The organism is Pseudomonas sp. KB-10 (assembly GCF_018221585.1).
GTDB classification, from domain to species: domain Bacteria; phylum Pseudomonadota; class Gammaproteobacteria; order Pseudomonadales; family Pseudomonadaceae; genus Aquipseudomonas; species Aquipseudomonas yangonensis.
Genome location: NZ_QYYB01000006.1, coordinates 246,752 through 260,645, shown reverse-complemented (window position 1 = coordinate 260,645; position 13,894 = coordinate 246,752). Strand labels below are relative to the sequence as shown.

Annotated in this window: 12 protein-coding genes; 10 read left to right on the top strand and 2 right to left on the bottom strand. The window is 61.9% G+C overall.

From position 1 onward, the window contains the following. Positions 1–6 precede the first annotated feature (6 nt). Complete coding sequence (acnD, locus tag DXK50_RS17800) at positions 7–2,616, top strand: Fe/S-dependent 2-methylisocitrate dehydratase AcnD (RefSeq protein WP_212631325.1); 2,610 nt, start codon at positions 7–9, stop codon at positions 2,614–2,616. A gap of 167 nt (positions 2,617–2,783) precedes the next feature. Further along, positions 2,784–3,971 carry a 2-methylaconitate cis-trans isomerase PrpF gene (gene prpF, locus DXK50_RS17795; protein WP_212631244.1) on the top strand — a complete coding sequence of 396 codons (1,188 nt, stop codon included), beginning with the start codon at positions 2,784–2,786 and terminating at the stop codon, positions 3,969–3,971. A 66-nt stretch (positions 3,972–4,037) separates the two neighbouring features. Here prpF and ppsR read toward each other — a convergent pair whose 3' ends face one another. Next, a complete protein-coding gene (gene ppsR / locus DXK50_RS17790; RefSeq protein WP_161867050.1) occupies positions 4,038–4,856 on the bottom strand; it encodes a posphoenolpyruvate synthetase regulatory kinase/phosphorylase PpsR in 819 nt (272 codons plus the stop codon). A 181-nt stretch (positions 4,857–5,037) separates the two neighbouring features. On the opposite strand from ppsR, the gene ppsA reads away from it, so the two are divergent. The 8 genes from ppsA to DXK50_RS17750 all read left to right on the top strand — a co-directional run bounded on the left by ppsA (position 5,038) and on the right by DXK50_RS17750 (position 13,044). Next, positions 5,038–7,410, top strand: a complete 2,373-nt coding sequence (ppsA, locus tag DXK50_RS17785; RefSeq protein WP_161867051.1) for a phosphoenolpyruvate synthase — start codon at positions 5,038–5,040, stop codon at positions 7,408–7,410. 152 nt (positions 7,411–7,562) lie between these two features. Next, complete coding sequence (locus DXK50_RS17780; RefSeq protein WP_212631243.1) at positions 7,563–8,555, top strand: alpha/beta fold hydrolase; 993 nt, start codon at positions 7,563–7,565, stop codon at positions 8,553–8,555. 120 nt (positions 8,556–8,675) lie between these two features. Further along, entirely contained in the window at positions 8,676–9,164 is a 489-nt protein-coding gene (rraA, locus tag DXK50_RS17775; RefSeq protein ID WP_161867053.1) for a ribonuclease E activity regulator RraA, read from the top strand. Between the two features lie 4 nt (positions 9,165–9,168). Next, on the top strand, positions 9,169–10,155 hold the full coding sequence (locus tag DXK50_RS17770; protein ID WP_212631242.1) for a zinc transporter ZntB: 987 nt from the start codon (positions 9,169–9,171) through the stop codon (positions 10,153–10,155). 55 nt (positions 10,156–10,210) lie between these two features. After that, positions 10,211–10,456, top strand: a complete 246-nt coding sequence (locus DXK50_RS17765; protein ID WP_161867055.1) for a CrfX protein — start codon at positions 10,211–10,213, stop codon at positions 10,454–10,456. Between the two features lies 1 nt (position 10,457). Beyond that, positions 10,458–11,282, top strand: coding sequence for a mechanosensitive ion channel family protein (locus tag DXK50_RS17760; RefSeq protein WP_013715734.1), 825 nt, complete (start codon positions 10,458–10,460; stop codon positions 11,280–11,282). Positions 11,283–11,364: 82 nt separating this feature from the next. Beyond that, complete coding sequence (gene sigX / locus DXK50_RS17755; protein WP_161867056.1) at positions 11,365–11,955, top strand: RNA polymerase sigma factor SigX; 591 nt, start codon at positions 11,365–11,367, stop codon at positions 11,953–11,955. 108 nt (positions 11,956–12,063) lie between these two features. Continuing rightward, the gene (locus DXK50_RS17750; protein ID WP_161867057.1) at positions 12,064–13,044 is read left to right on the top strand and encodes an OmpA family protein; all 981 of its coding nucleotides are present in this window, start codon (positions 12,064–12,066) and stop codon (positions 13,042–13,044) included. A gap of 103 nt (positions 13,045–13,147) precedes the next feature. Here the strand turns inward: DXK50_RS17750 and cobA are convergent, their stop codons facing one another. Then, a complete protein-coding gene (gene cobA / locus DXK50_RS17745) occupies positions 13,148–13,891 on the bottom strand; it encodes a uroporphyrinogen-III C-methyltransferase (protein WP_212631241.1) in 744 nt (247 codons plus the stop codon). Positions 13,892–13,894 lie beyond the last annotated feature (3 nt).

Genomic DNA, 13,894 nt, shown 5'->3' with positions numbered 1-13,894 from the left:
GACACCGTGAATAGCCAATACCGCAAGCGCCTGCCCGGCACCGCGCTGGATTACTTCGATGCCCGTGAGGCGGTCGAGGCGATCCAGGCCGGCGCCTGGGACAAGCTGCCCTACACCTCGCGCGTGCTCGCCGAGCAGCTGGTGCGCCGCTGCGATCCGCGGGATCTGACTGCCTCGCTGGAACAACTGGTCTATCGCAAGCGCGACCTGGACTTTCCCTGGTACCCGGCGCGCGTGGTCTGCCACGACATCCTCGGCCAGACCGCGCTGGTCGACCTCGCCGGTCTGCGCGATGCCATCGCCGAGCAGGGCGGTGACCCGGCCAAGGTCAACCCGGTGGTGCCGACCCAACTGATCGTCGATCACTCGCTGGCCGTCGAGGCGCCGGGCTTCGATCCGGACGCCTTCGAGAAGAACCGCGCGATCGAAGATCGCCGCAACGAGGACCGCTTCCATTTCATCGACTGGACCAAGACCGCGTTCAAGAACGTCGACGTGATCCCGGCCGGCAACGGCATCATGCACCAGATCAACTTGGAAAAGATGAGCCCGGTGATCCAGGCGCGCGGCGGCATCGCCTTCCCCGACACCTGCGTCGGCACCGACTCGCATACCCCGCACGTCGATGCCCTGGGCGTGATCGCCATCGGTGTCGGCGGCCTGGAGGCCGAGACGGTGATGCTCGGTCATCCCTCGATGATGCGTCTGCCGGATATCGTCGGCGTCGAGCTGACCGGCAAGCGTCAGCCGGGCATCACCGCCACCGATATCGTCCTGGCTCTGACCGAGTTCCTGCGCAAGGAACGCGTGGTGGGTGCCTGGGTCGAGTTTTTCGGCGAGGGTGCCGACAGCCTGTCCATCGGCGACCGCGCCACCATCTCCAACATGTGCCCGGAGTACGGCGCCACCGCCGCGATGTTCTATATCGACGGCCAGACCATCGACTACCTCAAGCTCACCGGCCGCGAGCCGGAGCAGGTGGCGCTGGTGGAAAACTACGCCAGGACCACCGGTCTGTGGGCCAACGCCCTGCAGGGCGCCGAGTACGAGCGGGTGCTGAGTTTCGATCTGTCCACCGTGGTGCGTAACCTGGCCGGGCCGTCCAACCCTCACAGGCGGCTGCCGACCTCGGCGCTGCATGAGCGTGGCATTGCCGACGAGGCCAAGCTGGCCGCAGGCTGGGCCGAAGAGGCTCAGGGCCTGATGCCTGACGGTGCGGTGATCATCGCTGCCATCACCAGCTGCACCAACACCTCCAACCCGCGCAACGTGGTCGCTGCCGGTCTGCTGGCGAAAAAGGCCAACGAGCTGGGCCTGGTACGCAAGCCCTGGGTGAAGACGTCGTTCGCACCGGGCTCGAAGGTCGCCAAGCTGTACCTGGAAGAGGCCGGCCTGCTGCCGGAGCTGGAGAAGCTCGGCTTCGGCATCGTCGCCTACGCCTGCACCACCTGCAACGGCATGTCCGGCGCGCTGGATCCGGCGATCCAGAAGGAAATCATCGAGCGCGACCTGTACGCCACCGCCGTGCTCTCGGGCAACCGCAACTTCGACGGGCGCATCCACCCGTACGCCAAGCAGGCCTTCCTCGCTTCGCCGCCGCTGGTGGTGGCCTACGCCATCGCCGGTACCGTGCGCTTCGATATCGAGCAGGATGTGCTCGGCCATGATGCGGCTGGCAATCCCGTGACGCTCAAGGACCTGTGGCCGAGCGACGAGGAAATCGACGCCATAGTCGCCTCCAGCGTCAAGCCCGAGCAGTTCAAGCAGATCTACATCCCGATGTTCGACCTCGGGACGGTGAAGGAGGCCGAGAGCCCGCTGTACGACTGGCGGCCGATGTCCACCTATATCCGCCGCCCGCCTTACTGGGAAGGCGCGCTGGCCGGCGAGCGCACGCTCAAGGGCATGCGGCCGCTGGCGATCCTGCCGGACAACATCACCACCGATCACCTGTCACCGTCCAACGCCATCCTGGCGGACTCGGCTGCCGGTGAGTACCTGGCGAAAATGGGCCTGCCGGAGGAGGACTTCAACTCCTACGCCACCCACCGTGGCGACCACCTGACCGCCCAGCGCGCCACCTTCGCCAACCCGCAGCTGGTCAACGAAATGGCCGTGGTCGACGGGCAGGTGAAGAAGGGTTCGCTGGCGCGCGTGGAGCCCGAGGGCCAGGTGATGCGCATGTGGGAAGCCATCGAAACCTACATGAACCGCAAGCAGAACCTGATCATCATTGCCGGTGCCGACTATGGCCAAGGGTCATCGCGGGACTGGGCGGCCAAGGGCGTGCGTCTGGCGGGTGTGGAAGTGATCGTGGCCGAAGGCTTCGAGCGCATCCACCGCACCAACCTGGTGGGCATGGGCGTGCTGCCGGTGGAGTTCAAGCCGGGCACCACCCGCCTGACCCTGGGCCTGGACGGCACCGAGACTTACGACGTCGAAGGCGATATCTCGCCGCGCTGCGACCTGACCCTGGTGGTCAATCGCCGCAACGGCGAGGTGGTGCGGGTGCCGGTGACCTGCCGCCTGGATACGGCTGCGGATGTCAGCGTGTACAAGGCCGGCGGCGTGCTGCAGCGCTTCGCCAAGGACTTCCTCGAAGGCGCGGTGGCCTGATGTAACGACCTGCCCGCGAGCGGGCAGGTGCACTCTGTGGGAGCGAGCTCTGCTCGCGAATCGCCGCACAACGAAGCTTCGTTCGCGAGCAGAGCTCGCTCCTACGAAAAGCCGGTAGCCCGGATGAAATCCGGGGAGCACCATCATTCCCTATCAGGACTGCAGCTATGGCTTATCTGCCGCAAGTAAAAATCCCCGCCACCTATATGCGTGGCGGCACCAGTAAAGGCGTGTTCTTCCGCCTCCAGGATCTGCCCGAGCGTTGCCAGGTGCCGGGCGCGGCGCGCGATGCGCTGTTCATGCGCGTAATCGGCAGCCCCGACCCCTATTCGGCGCATATCGACGGCATGGGCGGCGCCACCTCGAGCACCTCCAAATGCGTGATCCTGTCGAAAAGCTCTCAGCCCGATCACGATGTCGATTACCTCTACGGCCAGGTGTCCATCGACAAGGCTTTCGTCGACTGGAGCGGCAACTGCGGCAACCTGTCCACGGCGGCCGGCGCCTTCGCCATTCATGCCGGCCTGGTCGATCCCGCGCGGGTTCCCGCTAACGGCACCTGCGTAGTGCGCATCTGGCAGGCCAATATTCAGAAAACCATCATCGCACATGTGCCGGTCAGCAATGGCCAGGTACAGGAAACCGGTGATTTCGAGCTGGACGGCGTGACCTTCCCGGCGGCGGAGATCGTGCTGGAGTTCCTCGACCCGTCCGACGATGGCGAGGAGGGCGGCTCGATGTTCCCCACCGGTAACCTGGTCGATGACCTCCAAGTGCCGGGCATCGGTACCTTCAAGGCGACCATGATCACCGCCGGTATTCCGACGATCTTCGTCAATGCCGAAGACATCGGTTATCAGGGCACCGAGCTGCGTGAGGCTATCAACGGCGACCCGGCGCAACTGGCGCGTTTCGAGCAGATCCGCATTGCCGGTGCACTGCGCATGGGGCTGATCAAAACGGCCGAGGAGGCTGCGACACGTCAGCACACCCCGAAGATCGCCTTCGTCAGCCCGGCCAAGGACTACCGCACATCCAGCGGCAAGGACGTGAAAGCCGGCGAGGTCGATCTGCTGGTGCGTGCGCTGTCCATGGGCAAGCTGCACCACGCGATGATGGGCACCTGCGCGGTGGCCATCGGCACGGCGGCGGCGATTCCCGGCACGCTGGTTAACCTGGCTGCCGGTGGCGGCGAGCGCGAGGCGGTACGTTTCGGTCATCCGTCCGGCACCCTGCGTGTCGGCGCCCAGGCCAGGCGGGTCGACGGCCAGTGGACGGTGACCAAGGCGGTGATGAGTCGCAGCGCACGCATCCTGATGGAAGGCTGGGTGCGGGTGCCCGCTGAAAGTTTCTAGGTTCCGAAATGAGAAAAGGCTCGAGATTTCGAGCCTTTTTCCTTTATAAACAGGTGCTTGCGGCAGTTACTTGAGGCGCCTTTCAACGCCTTTTTCCACCAGGATCTTGGCGGAGATCTCCTCCACCGAGAAATGCGTGGAATTTATGAAGGCGATGTTTTCACGACGGAACAGACTCTCCACTTCGCGCACTTCGAACTCGCACTGGGCGTAGCTGGCATAGCGGCTGTTGGGTTTGCGCTCGTGGCGGATGGCGGTGAGGCGATCCGGATCGATGGTCAGGCCGAACAGTTTTTCGCGGTACTTTTTCAGCGAATCGGGTAGCTGCAGGCGCTCCATGTCGTCTTCGGTCAGCGGGTAATTGGCAGCGCGAATGCCGTACTGCATGGCCATGTACAGGCAGGTGGGCGTTTTGCCGCAGCGCGAAACACCGACCAGAATCAGATCGGCCTTGTCGTAATAGTGGGTACGCGCACCGTCGTCGTTATCCAGGGCGAAGTTCACCGCCTCGATACGCTCCATATAGTTGGAATTCTGGCCAATGGAGTGCGACTTGCCGACGGAGTAGGAGGAGTGCGAACTCAGTTCCTGCTCCAGAGGTGAGAGAAAGGTGGAGAAGATATCGATCATGAAACCATTTGCGGTATCGAGGATCGCACGAATATCGCGATTGACGATGGTGTCGAAGATGATCGGACGTACGCCGTCCCTTTCGGCGGCAGCATCGATTTGTTGTACCATGGCGCGCGCTTTATCGACACTGTCGATATAAGGACGCGTAAGTTTCGTGAATTGAATATTCTCGAACTGCGCGAGCAAGCTCTGACCCAGGGTTTCGGCCGTGATGCCGGTGCCATCGGAGATGAAGAAAGCGGTTCGTTTCATTTGCGCCAAAGGCCTTAAGCTGAGATCGATTCTTGGCTATGATAGGCCGCGTTTTTAGCCGGCCCCACGGGGTTTAGGCATTGTTACTTATTCAAGGGCAAGGCCACAATCGCGCGACTTCGGTCGCTCGACATTGCGCAGCCCACTAAGCTTTTCCAACACTGTTAGTGGAGAGATCACCTTGGTAGAGTACGTAGTTTCCCTCGATAAGCTCGGCGTCCACGATGTAGAGCATGTGGGGGGCAAAAACGCATCCCTCGGCGAGATGATCAGCAACCTGGCAGGTGCCGGCGTCTCGGTTCCAGGCGGTTTCGCCACTACGGCTCAGGCCTATCGCGACTTCCTCGAGCAAAGCGGCCTGAACGCTCAGATCCACGCTGCCCTCGACGCGCTCGACGTCGACGACGTCAACGCCCTGGCCAAGACCGGCGCACAGATTCGCCAGTGGGTGATGGAAGCCGACTTCCCGGCCGAGCTGGACAAGCAGATTCGTGAAGCCTTCGCCACCATGAGCGCCGGCAACGACAATATGGCCGTGGCCGTGCGTTCCTCTGCCACCGCCGAAGACCTGCCGGACGCCTCCTTTGCCGGCCAGCAGGAAACCTTCCTCAACATCCGCGGCGTGGACAATGTGATCCGCGCCACCAAGGAAGTCTTCGCCTCCCTGTTCAACGACCGTGCCATCGCCTACCGCGTGCATCAGGGCTTCGACCACAAGCTGGTCGCCCTGTCCGCTGGCGTGCAGCGCATGGTGCGCTCGGAAACCGGCACCGCTGGTGTGATGTTCACCCTCGATACCGAGTCCGGCTTCCGTGACGTGGTGTTCATCACCGGCGCCTACGGCCTCGGCGAGACCGTGGTGCAAGGCGCGGTCAACCCCGACGAATTCTACGTGCACAAGCCGACCCTGGAAGCGGGCCGCCCGGCGATCCTGCGTCGCAACCTGGGCAGCAAGGCGATCAAGATGATCTACGGCGACGAGGCCAAGGCCGGTCGTTCGGTCAAGACCGTCGAAGTCGACCGTGCCGAGCGTGCGCGCTTCTGCATCACCGATGCCGAGGTCAGCGAGCTGGCCAAGCAGGCGCTGATCATCGAGAAACACTACGGCCGTCCGATGGACATCGAGTGGGCCAAGGACGGTGACGACGGCAAGCTGTACATCGTGCAGGCCCGTCCGGAAACCGTGAAGAGCCGCTCCAGCGCCACCGTGATGGAGCGCTACCTGCTGAAAGAGAAGGGCACCGTGCTGGTGGAAGGCCGCGCCATCGGTCAGCGCATCGGCGCCGGCAAGGTGCGGGTGATCCACGACGTGTCCGAGATGGACAAGGTGCAGCCGGGCGACGTGCTGGTCTCCGACATGACCGACCCGGACTGGGAGCCGGTGATGAAGCGCGCCAGCGCCATCGTCACCAACCGCGGTGGTCGTACCTGCCACGCGGCGATCATCGCCCGTGAGCTGGGCATTCCGGCCGTGGTCGGCTGCGGCAACGCCACCAGCGTGCTGAAGGATGGCCAGGGTGTCACCGTCTCCTGCGCCGAGGGCGATACCGGGTTCATCTTCGAAGGCGAACTGGGCTTCGACATCCGCAAGAACTCGGTCGATGCCATGCCCGAACTGCCGTTCAAGATCATGATGAACGTCGGCAACCCGGACCGCGCCTTCGACTTCGCCCAGCTGCCCAACGAGGGTGTAGGCCTGGCCCGCCTGGAATTCATCATCAACCGCATGATCGGCGTGCACCCCAAGGCACTGCTGAACTTCTCCAGCCTGCCGCCGGAGATCAAGGACAGTGTCGAGAAGCGCGTCGCCGGCTACGGTGACCCCGTCGACTTCTACGTCGAGAAGCTGGTCGAGGGCATCAGCACCCTGGCCGCCGCCTTCTGGCCGAAGAAGGTCATCGTGCGCCTGTCGGACTTCAAGTCCAACGAATACGCCAACCTGATCGGCGGCAAGCTGTACGAGCCGGAAGAAGAAAACCCGATGCTGGGCTTCCGCGGTGCCTCGCGTTACATCAGCGAATCCTTCCGCGACTGCTTCGAGCTGGAATGCCGTGCGCTGAAGAAAGTGCGCAACGAGATGGGCCTGACTAACGTCGAAATCATGGTGCCCTTCGTGCGTACCCTGGGCGAGGCCTCGCAAGTTGTCGAGCTGCTGGCCAGCAATGGCCTGGCCCGCGGTCAGGATGGTCTGAAAGTCATCATGATGTGCGAGCTGCCGTCCAACGCGCTGCTGGCCGAGGAGTTCCTCGAATTCTTCGACGGCTTCTCCATCGGTTCCAACGACCTGACCCAGCTGACCCTGGGCCTGGACCGCGATTCCGGTATCGTCGCCCACCTGTTCGACGAGCGTAATCCGGCCGTGAAGAAGCTGCTGGCCAACGCCATCGCTGCCTGCAACAAGGCCGGCAAGTACATCGGCATTTGCGGTCAGGGCCCGTCGGACCACCCGGATCTGGCCAAGTGGTTGATGGAACAGGGCATCGAAAGCGTGTCGCTGAACCCGGATTCGGTACTCGATACCTGGTTCTTCCTGGCCGAAGCGCAGCCTGCCTGATACCAGTTGCCGAACCAGAAGAAGGGCGGGTCGAACCCGCCCTTTTTGCTGGTCACTCCCGAGCCGTCGCCAGCGATTCGAACGTCGCTCCGACGGCTTTTTAAGGGCTTCGTTTCTCTTTGTGGCACAGCGCCATTGCGGTTCTCCGATCCATGCAAAGCAGTAGTGAGCTTTTCCCCGTTGCTCTGATCAGCGCCGAACTACGCGGTGACCTCAGCGAAGACGTCTATCTCCTCAAACCCAACAACAGCCCGGACTCCAGCGTCGAGCTGGCGCTGACCCGTGTGGGGTTGGGAGGTGCCGAAGCCGCGCGCGGGGTGCCCGTGGTGTTGCTGCATGGCAGTTTTTCCAACCGACGTTTCTGGTATTCGCCGAAAGGCATCGGCCTGGGCGCTTACCTGGCGCGTGCCGGGTTTGACGTGTGGATCGCCGAAATGCGTGGCCACGGCCTGTCGCCACGCAACGAAGGCTATCGCGACAATAACGTCGCCCAGTACGTGCGCTACGACCTGCCTGCCATCGAGGCTTTCATCTTCGAACAGACCGGGCAGCCCGCTCACTGGATCGGCCACTCCCTGGGCGGGGTGATTCTGGCTGCAGCGCTCGGTGGTGGTTGCCTCGGACAAGCGCGCGTTCGCTCGGCAGCATTGTTCGGCAGTCAGATCAGCCGTATCTACTGGCCGCTGAAGGTGCCGCCGGTGGAGTGGGGCGCCCGCCTGCTGCTGCTGCGTGCCTTTCCCTATCTTTCCGGGCGGCGCCTGAAGCGCGGGCCTGAAGATGAGCCTATCGGTCTGGCGCTGGAAACCCTGCGCTGGCTCAGGTTGTTCGGGCGTTTCGGTGATGGTGAACAGGACTGGTGGGCGGGGCTCGCTCAGGTCCACGTACCGGTGCTGGCCGTGGCGGCTGCAGCCGATCATCAGGATCCGGCCTGGGCCTGCCGCAAACTTCTGGAGCAATGCAGTGCTGCGCCGAGGCATTTTCTGCTGCTGGGCAAGGACAAGGGCTTTAGCAGCGACTTCGGGCATATCGAAATGCTGGTCAGCAAGGAAGCGCAGCGCGAAGTCTGGCCGCTGGTCGAGCAATGGCTGCGGCATCTGCAGCTCACAAGTGAATGTGCCGAGCAAGTCTCTATCGCGGGTGTCTGAGCTGTCGTAACGTTTCTTCGGCGGGTGCTTACCGGTAATATGTGACGCCTCGTGCGTCGATGGTCATTTCCGGGGCTGTCGCTTGCTTGCCGTTCATCCATTGTCGAAAGGAGTTCCGTCATGCATTACATCACCCCTGATCTGTGCGATGCCTATCCAGAGCTGGTCCAGGTCGTCGAGCCGATGTTCGCCAACTATGGTGGCCGCGACTCCTTCGGCGGGCAGATCGTCACCATCAAGTGCCATGAGGACAACTCGTTGGTGAAAGAGCAGGTCGATCTGCCCGGCCAGGGCAAGGTGCTGGTCGTCGATGGCGGCGGTTCGCTGCGTCGTGCGCTGCTGGGCGACATGCTGGCCGAGAAGGCCGCCAGGAATGGCTGGGAAGGCATCGTGGTGTACGGCTGCATTCGTGACGTCGACGTGATCGCGCAGACTGACCTGGGCGTGCAGGCGCTGGCCAGCCACCCGATGAAGACCGACAAGCGCGGTATCGGTGACCTGAATGTGCCGGTTACCTTTGGCGGCGTGACCTTCAAACCGGGCGAGTACCTGTATGCCGACAACAACGGCGTGATCGTGTCCCCGCAAGCTCTGAACATGCCGGAATAAGCTGATGCAGGATCAGGAATCGGCACTGTTGCACGCCTTCGTACTCGATGGTCGCGGCGGTGCGCGTAGCATCAGCCGCGAGGAGCTGGACAGCCTGCAGCTGGGCGAGCATGAGAGCCTGTGGTTGCACTGGGATCGTAGCCAGATGCAGTCGCAGCGCTGGTTGCGCGAGAGCAGTGGGCTGGATGAGTTCAGCTGCGATCTGCTGCTGGAAGAGAACACCCGGCCGCGTCTGTTGCCGTTGCCGGACAACGAGATGCTGATCTTTCTGCGCGGGGTCAATCGCAATCCTGGCGCCGAGCCCGAAGACATGGTGTCGGTGCGCATCTTTGCCGATGCCCGACGGGTCATTTCGTTGCGCCTGCGGCCGCTGCTCGCAACTGACGCACTTATTGCCGACCTGCTTGCGGGAAAGGGCCCGAAAACGTCCTCCGAGTTGCTGCTGGAACTGGCTCGCCACCTGACCAGCCGTGTCGATGATCTGGTTACCGAACTCAGCGAGCTGCTCGACGGTGAAGAGGATGCTCTCGATGACGATGAACGTTATCGCCCCGATCACGGCCTGATGCTGCAGGTCCGTCGGCGAGCGGCCAGCTTGCGGCGCTTTCTCGCGCCGCAGCGCGATCTCTATGCTCAGTTGGCGCGCAACCGCCAGCCCTGGTTCGTCGAGGACGACGACGACTATTGGAACGAGCTGAACAACCGACTGACTCGCTATCTCGAGGAACTGGAGCTGCTCCGCGAGCGCGTCGGTCTGGTGCTGGAGGCTGAGAGTCGGCGTCTGGGTGAGCGGATGAATCGCATCATGTATCGCTTCACCGTGATCACCGGGCTGTTCCTGCCGTTGACCTTCCTCACAGGTCTGTTGGGTATCAACGTTGGCGGCATTCCAGGCTCCGAAAGCCCGATCGGTTTCTTCGTGGCCTGTGGCCTGATGATCATTCTGGCAGTGGGGCAATTGCTGCTTTTTCGCCGCTGGCGTTGGTTGTGATGTGTGACTCATCCGCTGGCTACTGCGTCTAGCCGTGACATCCCGTGAGGTGCGCATGCACGATCCATTCGAAGAGTCTCTACGCGATTTGCTCAGGTCCTCGCCGTCCAGCCATGACGACGATGCCTGTCTGCACCGGGTCCTCAAGACCGCCAACCGGCAGGTTGGCGCGGGCGATCTGTTCAGCCTGATGGGCCACTGGGCGCAGGCTCTGATGATCGCCCTGAACAGCGGTTCGGCGCATGTGGCGCCGGTATCGCGCCGTACCCAATCCTCTGCTTCTGCTGATAAGGCTGACTGAAATGGAACTCGATCCCTGGACCCAAAGCCTGATCTCCGCGATGACCGCACTGTGGACCAAGGTTGCCGGATTCATTCCCAACCTGTTCGTTGCGTTGGTGCTGGTGCTGCTCGGCTTCGTCGTCGCCAAGCTGCTCGATACGCTTTTGTCCAAACTGCTCGGCAAGGTTGGGCTGGATCGCCTGATGATGGGCACCGGCCTCACCAAGTTGCTGGCTCGCGTCGGCATCCACGCCTCGGTCTCGACCCTGATTGGCAAGATCGTCTACTGGTTCGTGCTCCTGATCTTCCTGGTTTCCGCTGCCGAGTCGCTGGGGCTGCAGCGGGTTTCGGCAACCCTCGACGTCCTGGCGCTTTATCTGCCGAAGGTCTTCGGTGCAGCCCTGGTGTTGCTGGCTGGCGTGCTCCTGGCGCAACTGGTCAGCAGCCTGGTACGCGGCGCTGCCGAAGGCGTAGGCCTCGAGTACGCCAATGGTCTGGGGCGCGTGGCGCAGGGGCTGGTGATCATCATCAGCATTTCCGTGGCCATCGGCCAGCTGGAGGTCAAGACCGATCTGCTCAACAATGTCATCGCCATCGTGCTGATCTCCGTCGGTCTGGCGGTGGCGCTGGCGCTGGGTCTTGGTAGCCGTGATATCGCCAGCCAGATTCTGGCCGGCATCTACGTACGCGAGCTATACCAGGTCGGGCAACAAGTGCAGGTTGGTGAGGTCGAAGGCCAGATCGAAGAGATCGGCACAGTGAAAACCACCCTGTTGACCGATACCGGTGAGCTGGTATCGGTAGCCAATCGAGTGATGCTCGAGCAACGCGTGAACAGTCGCTGACGCCAATCTGTTATTTTATGCAGCTGCCCGGCAGGCGTGACCTGTCGGGCACTTTTCGTCCTGACCGTCGGCCCGACTCGTTTTGAACAAAGCTCAAACCCTGCCCACGCGCTACGACCCCCGCGAGCTCACCGATGAAGAGCTGGTGGCGCGCGCCCACGACGAGCTGTTTCACATCACTCGTGCTTATGAAGAGCTGATGCGACGCTACCAACGAACATTATTTAACGTTTGTGCGCGCTATCTGGGGAACGAAAGGGACGCTGACGATGTCTGTCAGGAAGTGATGCTCAAAGTTCTTTATGGCCTTAAGAACTTTGAGGGTAAATCCAAGTTCAAGACCTGGCTTTACAGCATTACCTATAACGAATGCATTACTCAGTATCGAAAAGAGCGGCGCAAGCGTCGATTGATTGACGCCTTGAGTTTGGATCCGCTCGAAGAAGCTTCCGACGAGAAAACACCGAAAGTCGAGGAGCGAGGCGGTCTGGATAGGTGGTTGGTTCACGTCAACCCGATCGACCGCGAGATTCTGGTGCTACGTTTTGTCGCAGAACTTGAGTTTCAAGAGATTGCCGACATCATGCACATGGGCTTGAGCGCAACGAAGATGCGTTACAAGCGAGCATTGGATCGGTTGCGGGATAAATTTTCGGAAACGTCCGAAACTTAGTTCAGCTTCCAGACCACTAAGGGAGTGGCGAAACCTGATAAACTCGCCGCCAAGTTGCCGACTGAAGTTAACGGTGACTTATTAACCACCAAGATGGGGATTTAACGGATGAAAGTAAAAAACACCTTGGGCGTAGTCATTGGCTCTCTCGTTGCCGCAACCTCCTTCGGCGCGCTGGCGCAAGGCCAAGGCGCTGTCGAGGTGGAGGGCTTCGTCAATCGCTACTTCACCGACTCTCAGCGTGATTTCGCTCACGACGAAGGCAACCTGTTCGGTGGCAGCATCGGCTACTACCTGACCGACGACGTCGAGTTGGCGCTGTCCTATGGCGAGTACCACGATCTGCGTGGCGAAGGCTCTCGTGGCAGCAAGGACATCAAAGGCAACCTGACCGACCTGAAGGCCATCTACCACTTCGGTCAGCCGGGCGTTGGTCTGCGTCCTTACGTCTCTGCCGGTTTCGGCCATCAGAGCATCGGTGACGCCAACGGCGGTGGTCGTAACCACTCCACTCTGGCCATCGCTGGCGCTGGTGCCAAGTACTACTTCACCGAAATGTTCTACGCCCGTGCCGGCGTTGACGCTCTGTACAACATCGACCAGGGCGACACCGAATGGCAAGCCGGCGTGGGTGTTGGTCTGAACTTCGGTGGCGGCAGCAAGCCTGCTCCGGCTCCGGTCGTAGCTGCTGCACCCGAGCCGATGCCCGAGCCTGCTCCGGAGCCGGCTATGGAAACCGTTCGTGTCGAGCTGGACGTCAAGTTCGACTTCGACAAAGACCGCGTGAAAGAAGAAAGCTACGGTGACATCAAGAACCTGGCTGACTTCATGAACCAGTACCCGCAGACCACTACCACCGTTGAAGGTCACACCGACTCCGTCGGTTCCGACGCTTACAACCAGGGTCTGTCCGAGCGTCGTGCCAATGCCGTACGTAACGTGCTGGTCAACCAGTACGGTGTAGACGGTAGCCGCGTCAATGCTGTTGGCTATGGCGAAACCCGCCCGGTAGCTGACAACGCCACTGATTCCGGCCGCGCTGTCAACCGTCGTGTTGAAGCTGAAGTAGAAGCCCAGATCCAGCAGTAATGCTTCTGGTGCTGTAAGAAAAACCCGGCCTCGGCCGGGTTTTTCTATTCCGGGATAAAAAAGCCCGCCTGAGACGGCGGGCAGGCAAGCAGAACCGGATTGCTCAGGCGTGTAGAAGCTGGGGCAGGCCGACCTCGCTGCTGGCGCGGGCGACTTCGCCGATCACCAGGATGGCCGGGCTTTTCAGGGCAAACGCTGCGGCATCATCCTGCATCGTGGCCAGGCTGCTGCGGCACTCGCGTTGCTCAGGCAGCGAGGCGTTCTCGATCATCGCCACCGGCATCTCGCCGCTCATGCCGCCGGAAAGCAGGCCGGCCTGGATATCCGCCAGCTTGGCCACGCCCATATAGATCACCAGCGTGGTTCCGCTTTGCGCCAGTGCGTGCCAGTTCAGCGAGCTGTCGTCCTGGGTATGGGCAGTGATCAGGGATACGCCACGCGCGATGCCGCGTAGGGTGAGGGGAATACCGCAATTGGTGGCGCCGGCCAGACCGGCAGTGATGCCGTTGACCAACTCCACTTCGATGCCATGAGCATTGAGCCAGTCGGCTTCCTCGCTGCCGCGGCCGAAGATGCAGGGATCGCCGCCTTTAAGGCGCACCACGCACTTGCCCTGGCGCGCATAGCGCAGCATCAGGCGATGGATGAACGTCTGCGGGGTGGAGCGGCAGCCGCCGCGCTTGCCCACCGAGACGATGCGTGCGCCGGGACAATGCTCGAGCACGGCGGGGTTGACCAGGTCGTCGATCATCACGATCTCGGCTTGCTTCAGCGCCTTGACCGCCTTCAGCGTCAGCAGCTCGGGGTCGCCGGGGCCAGCGCCAACCAGCCAGACTTTTGCGTTCATATC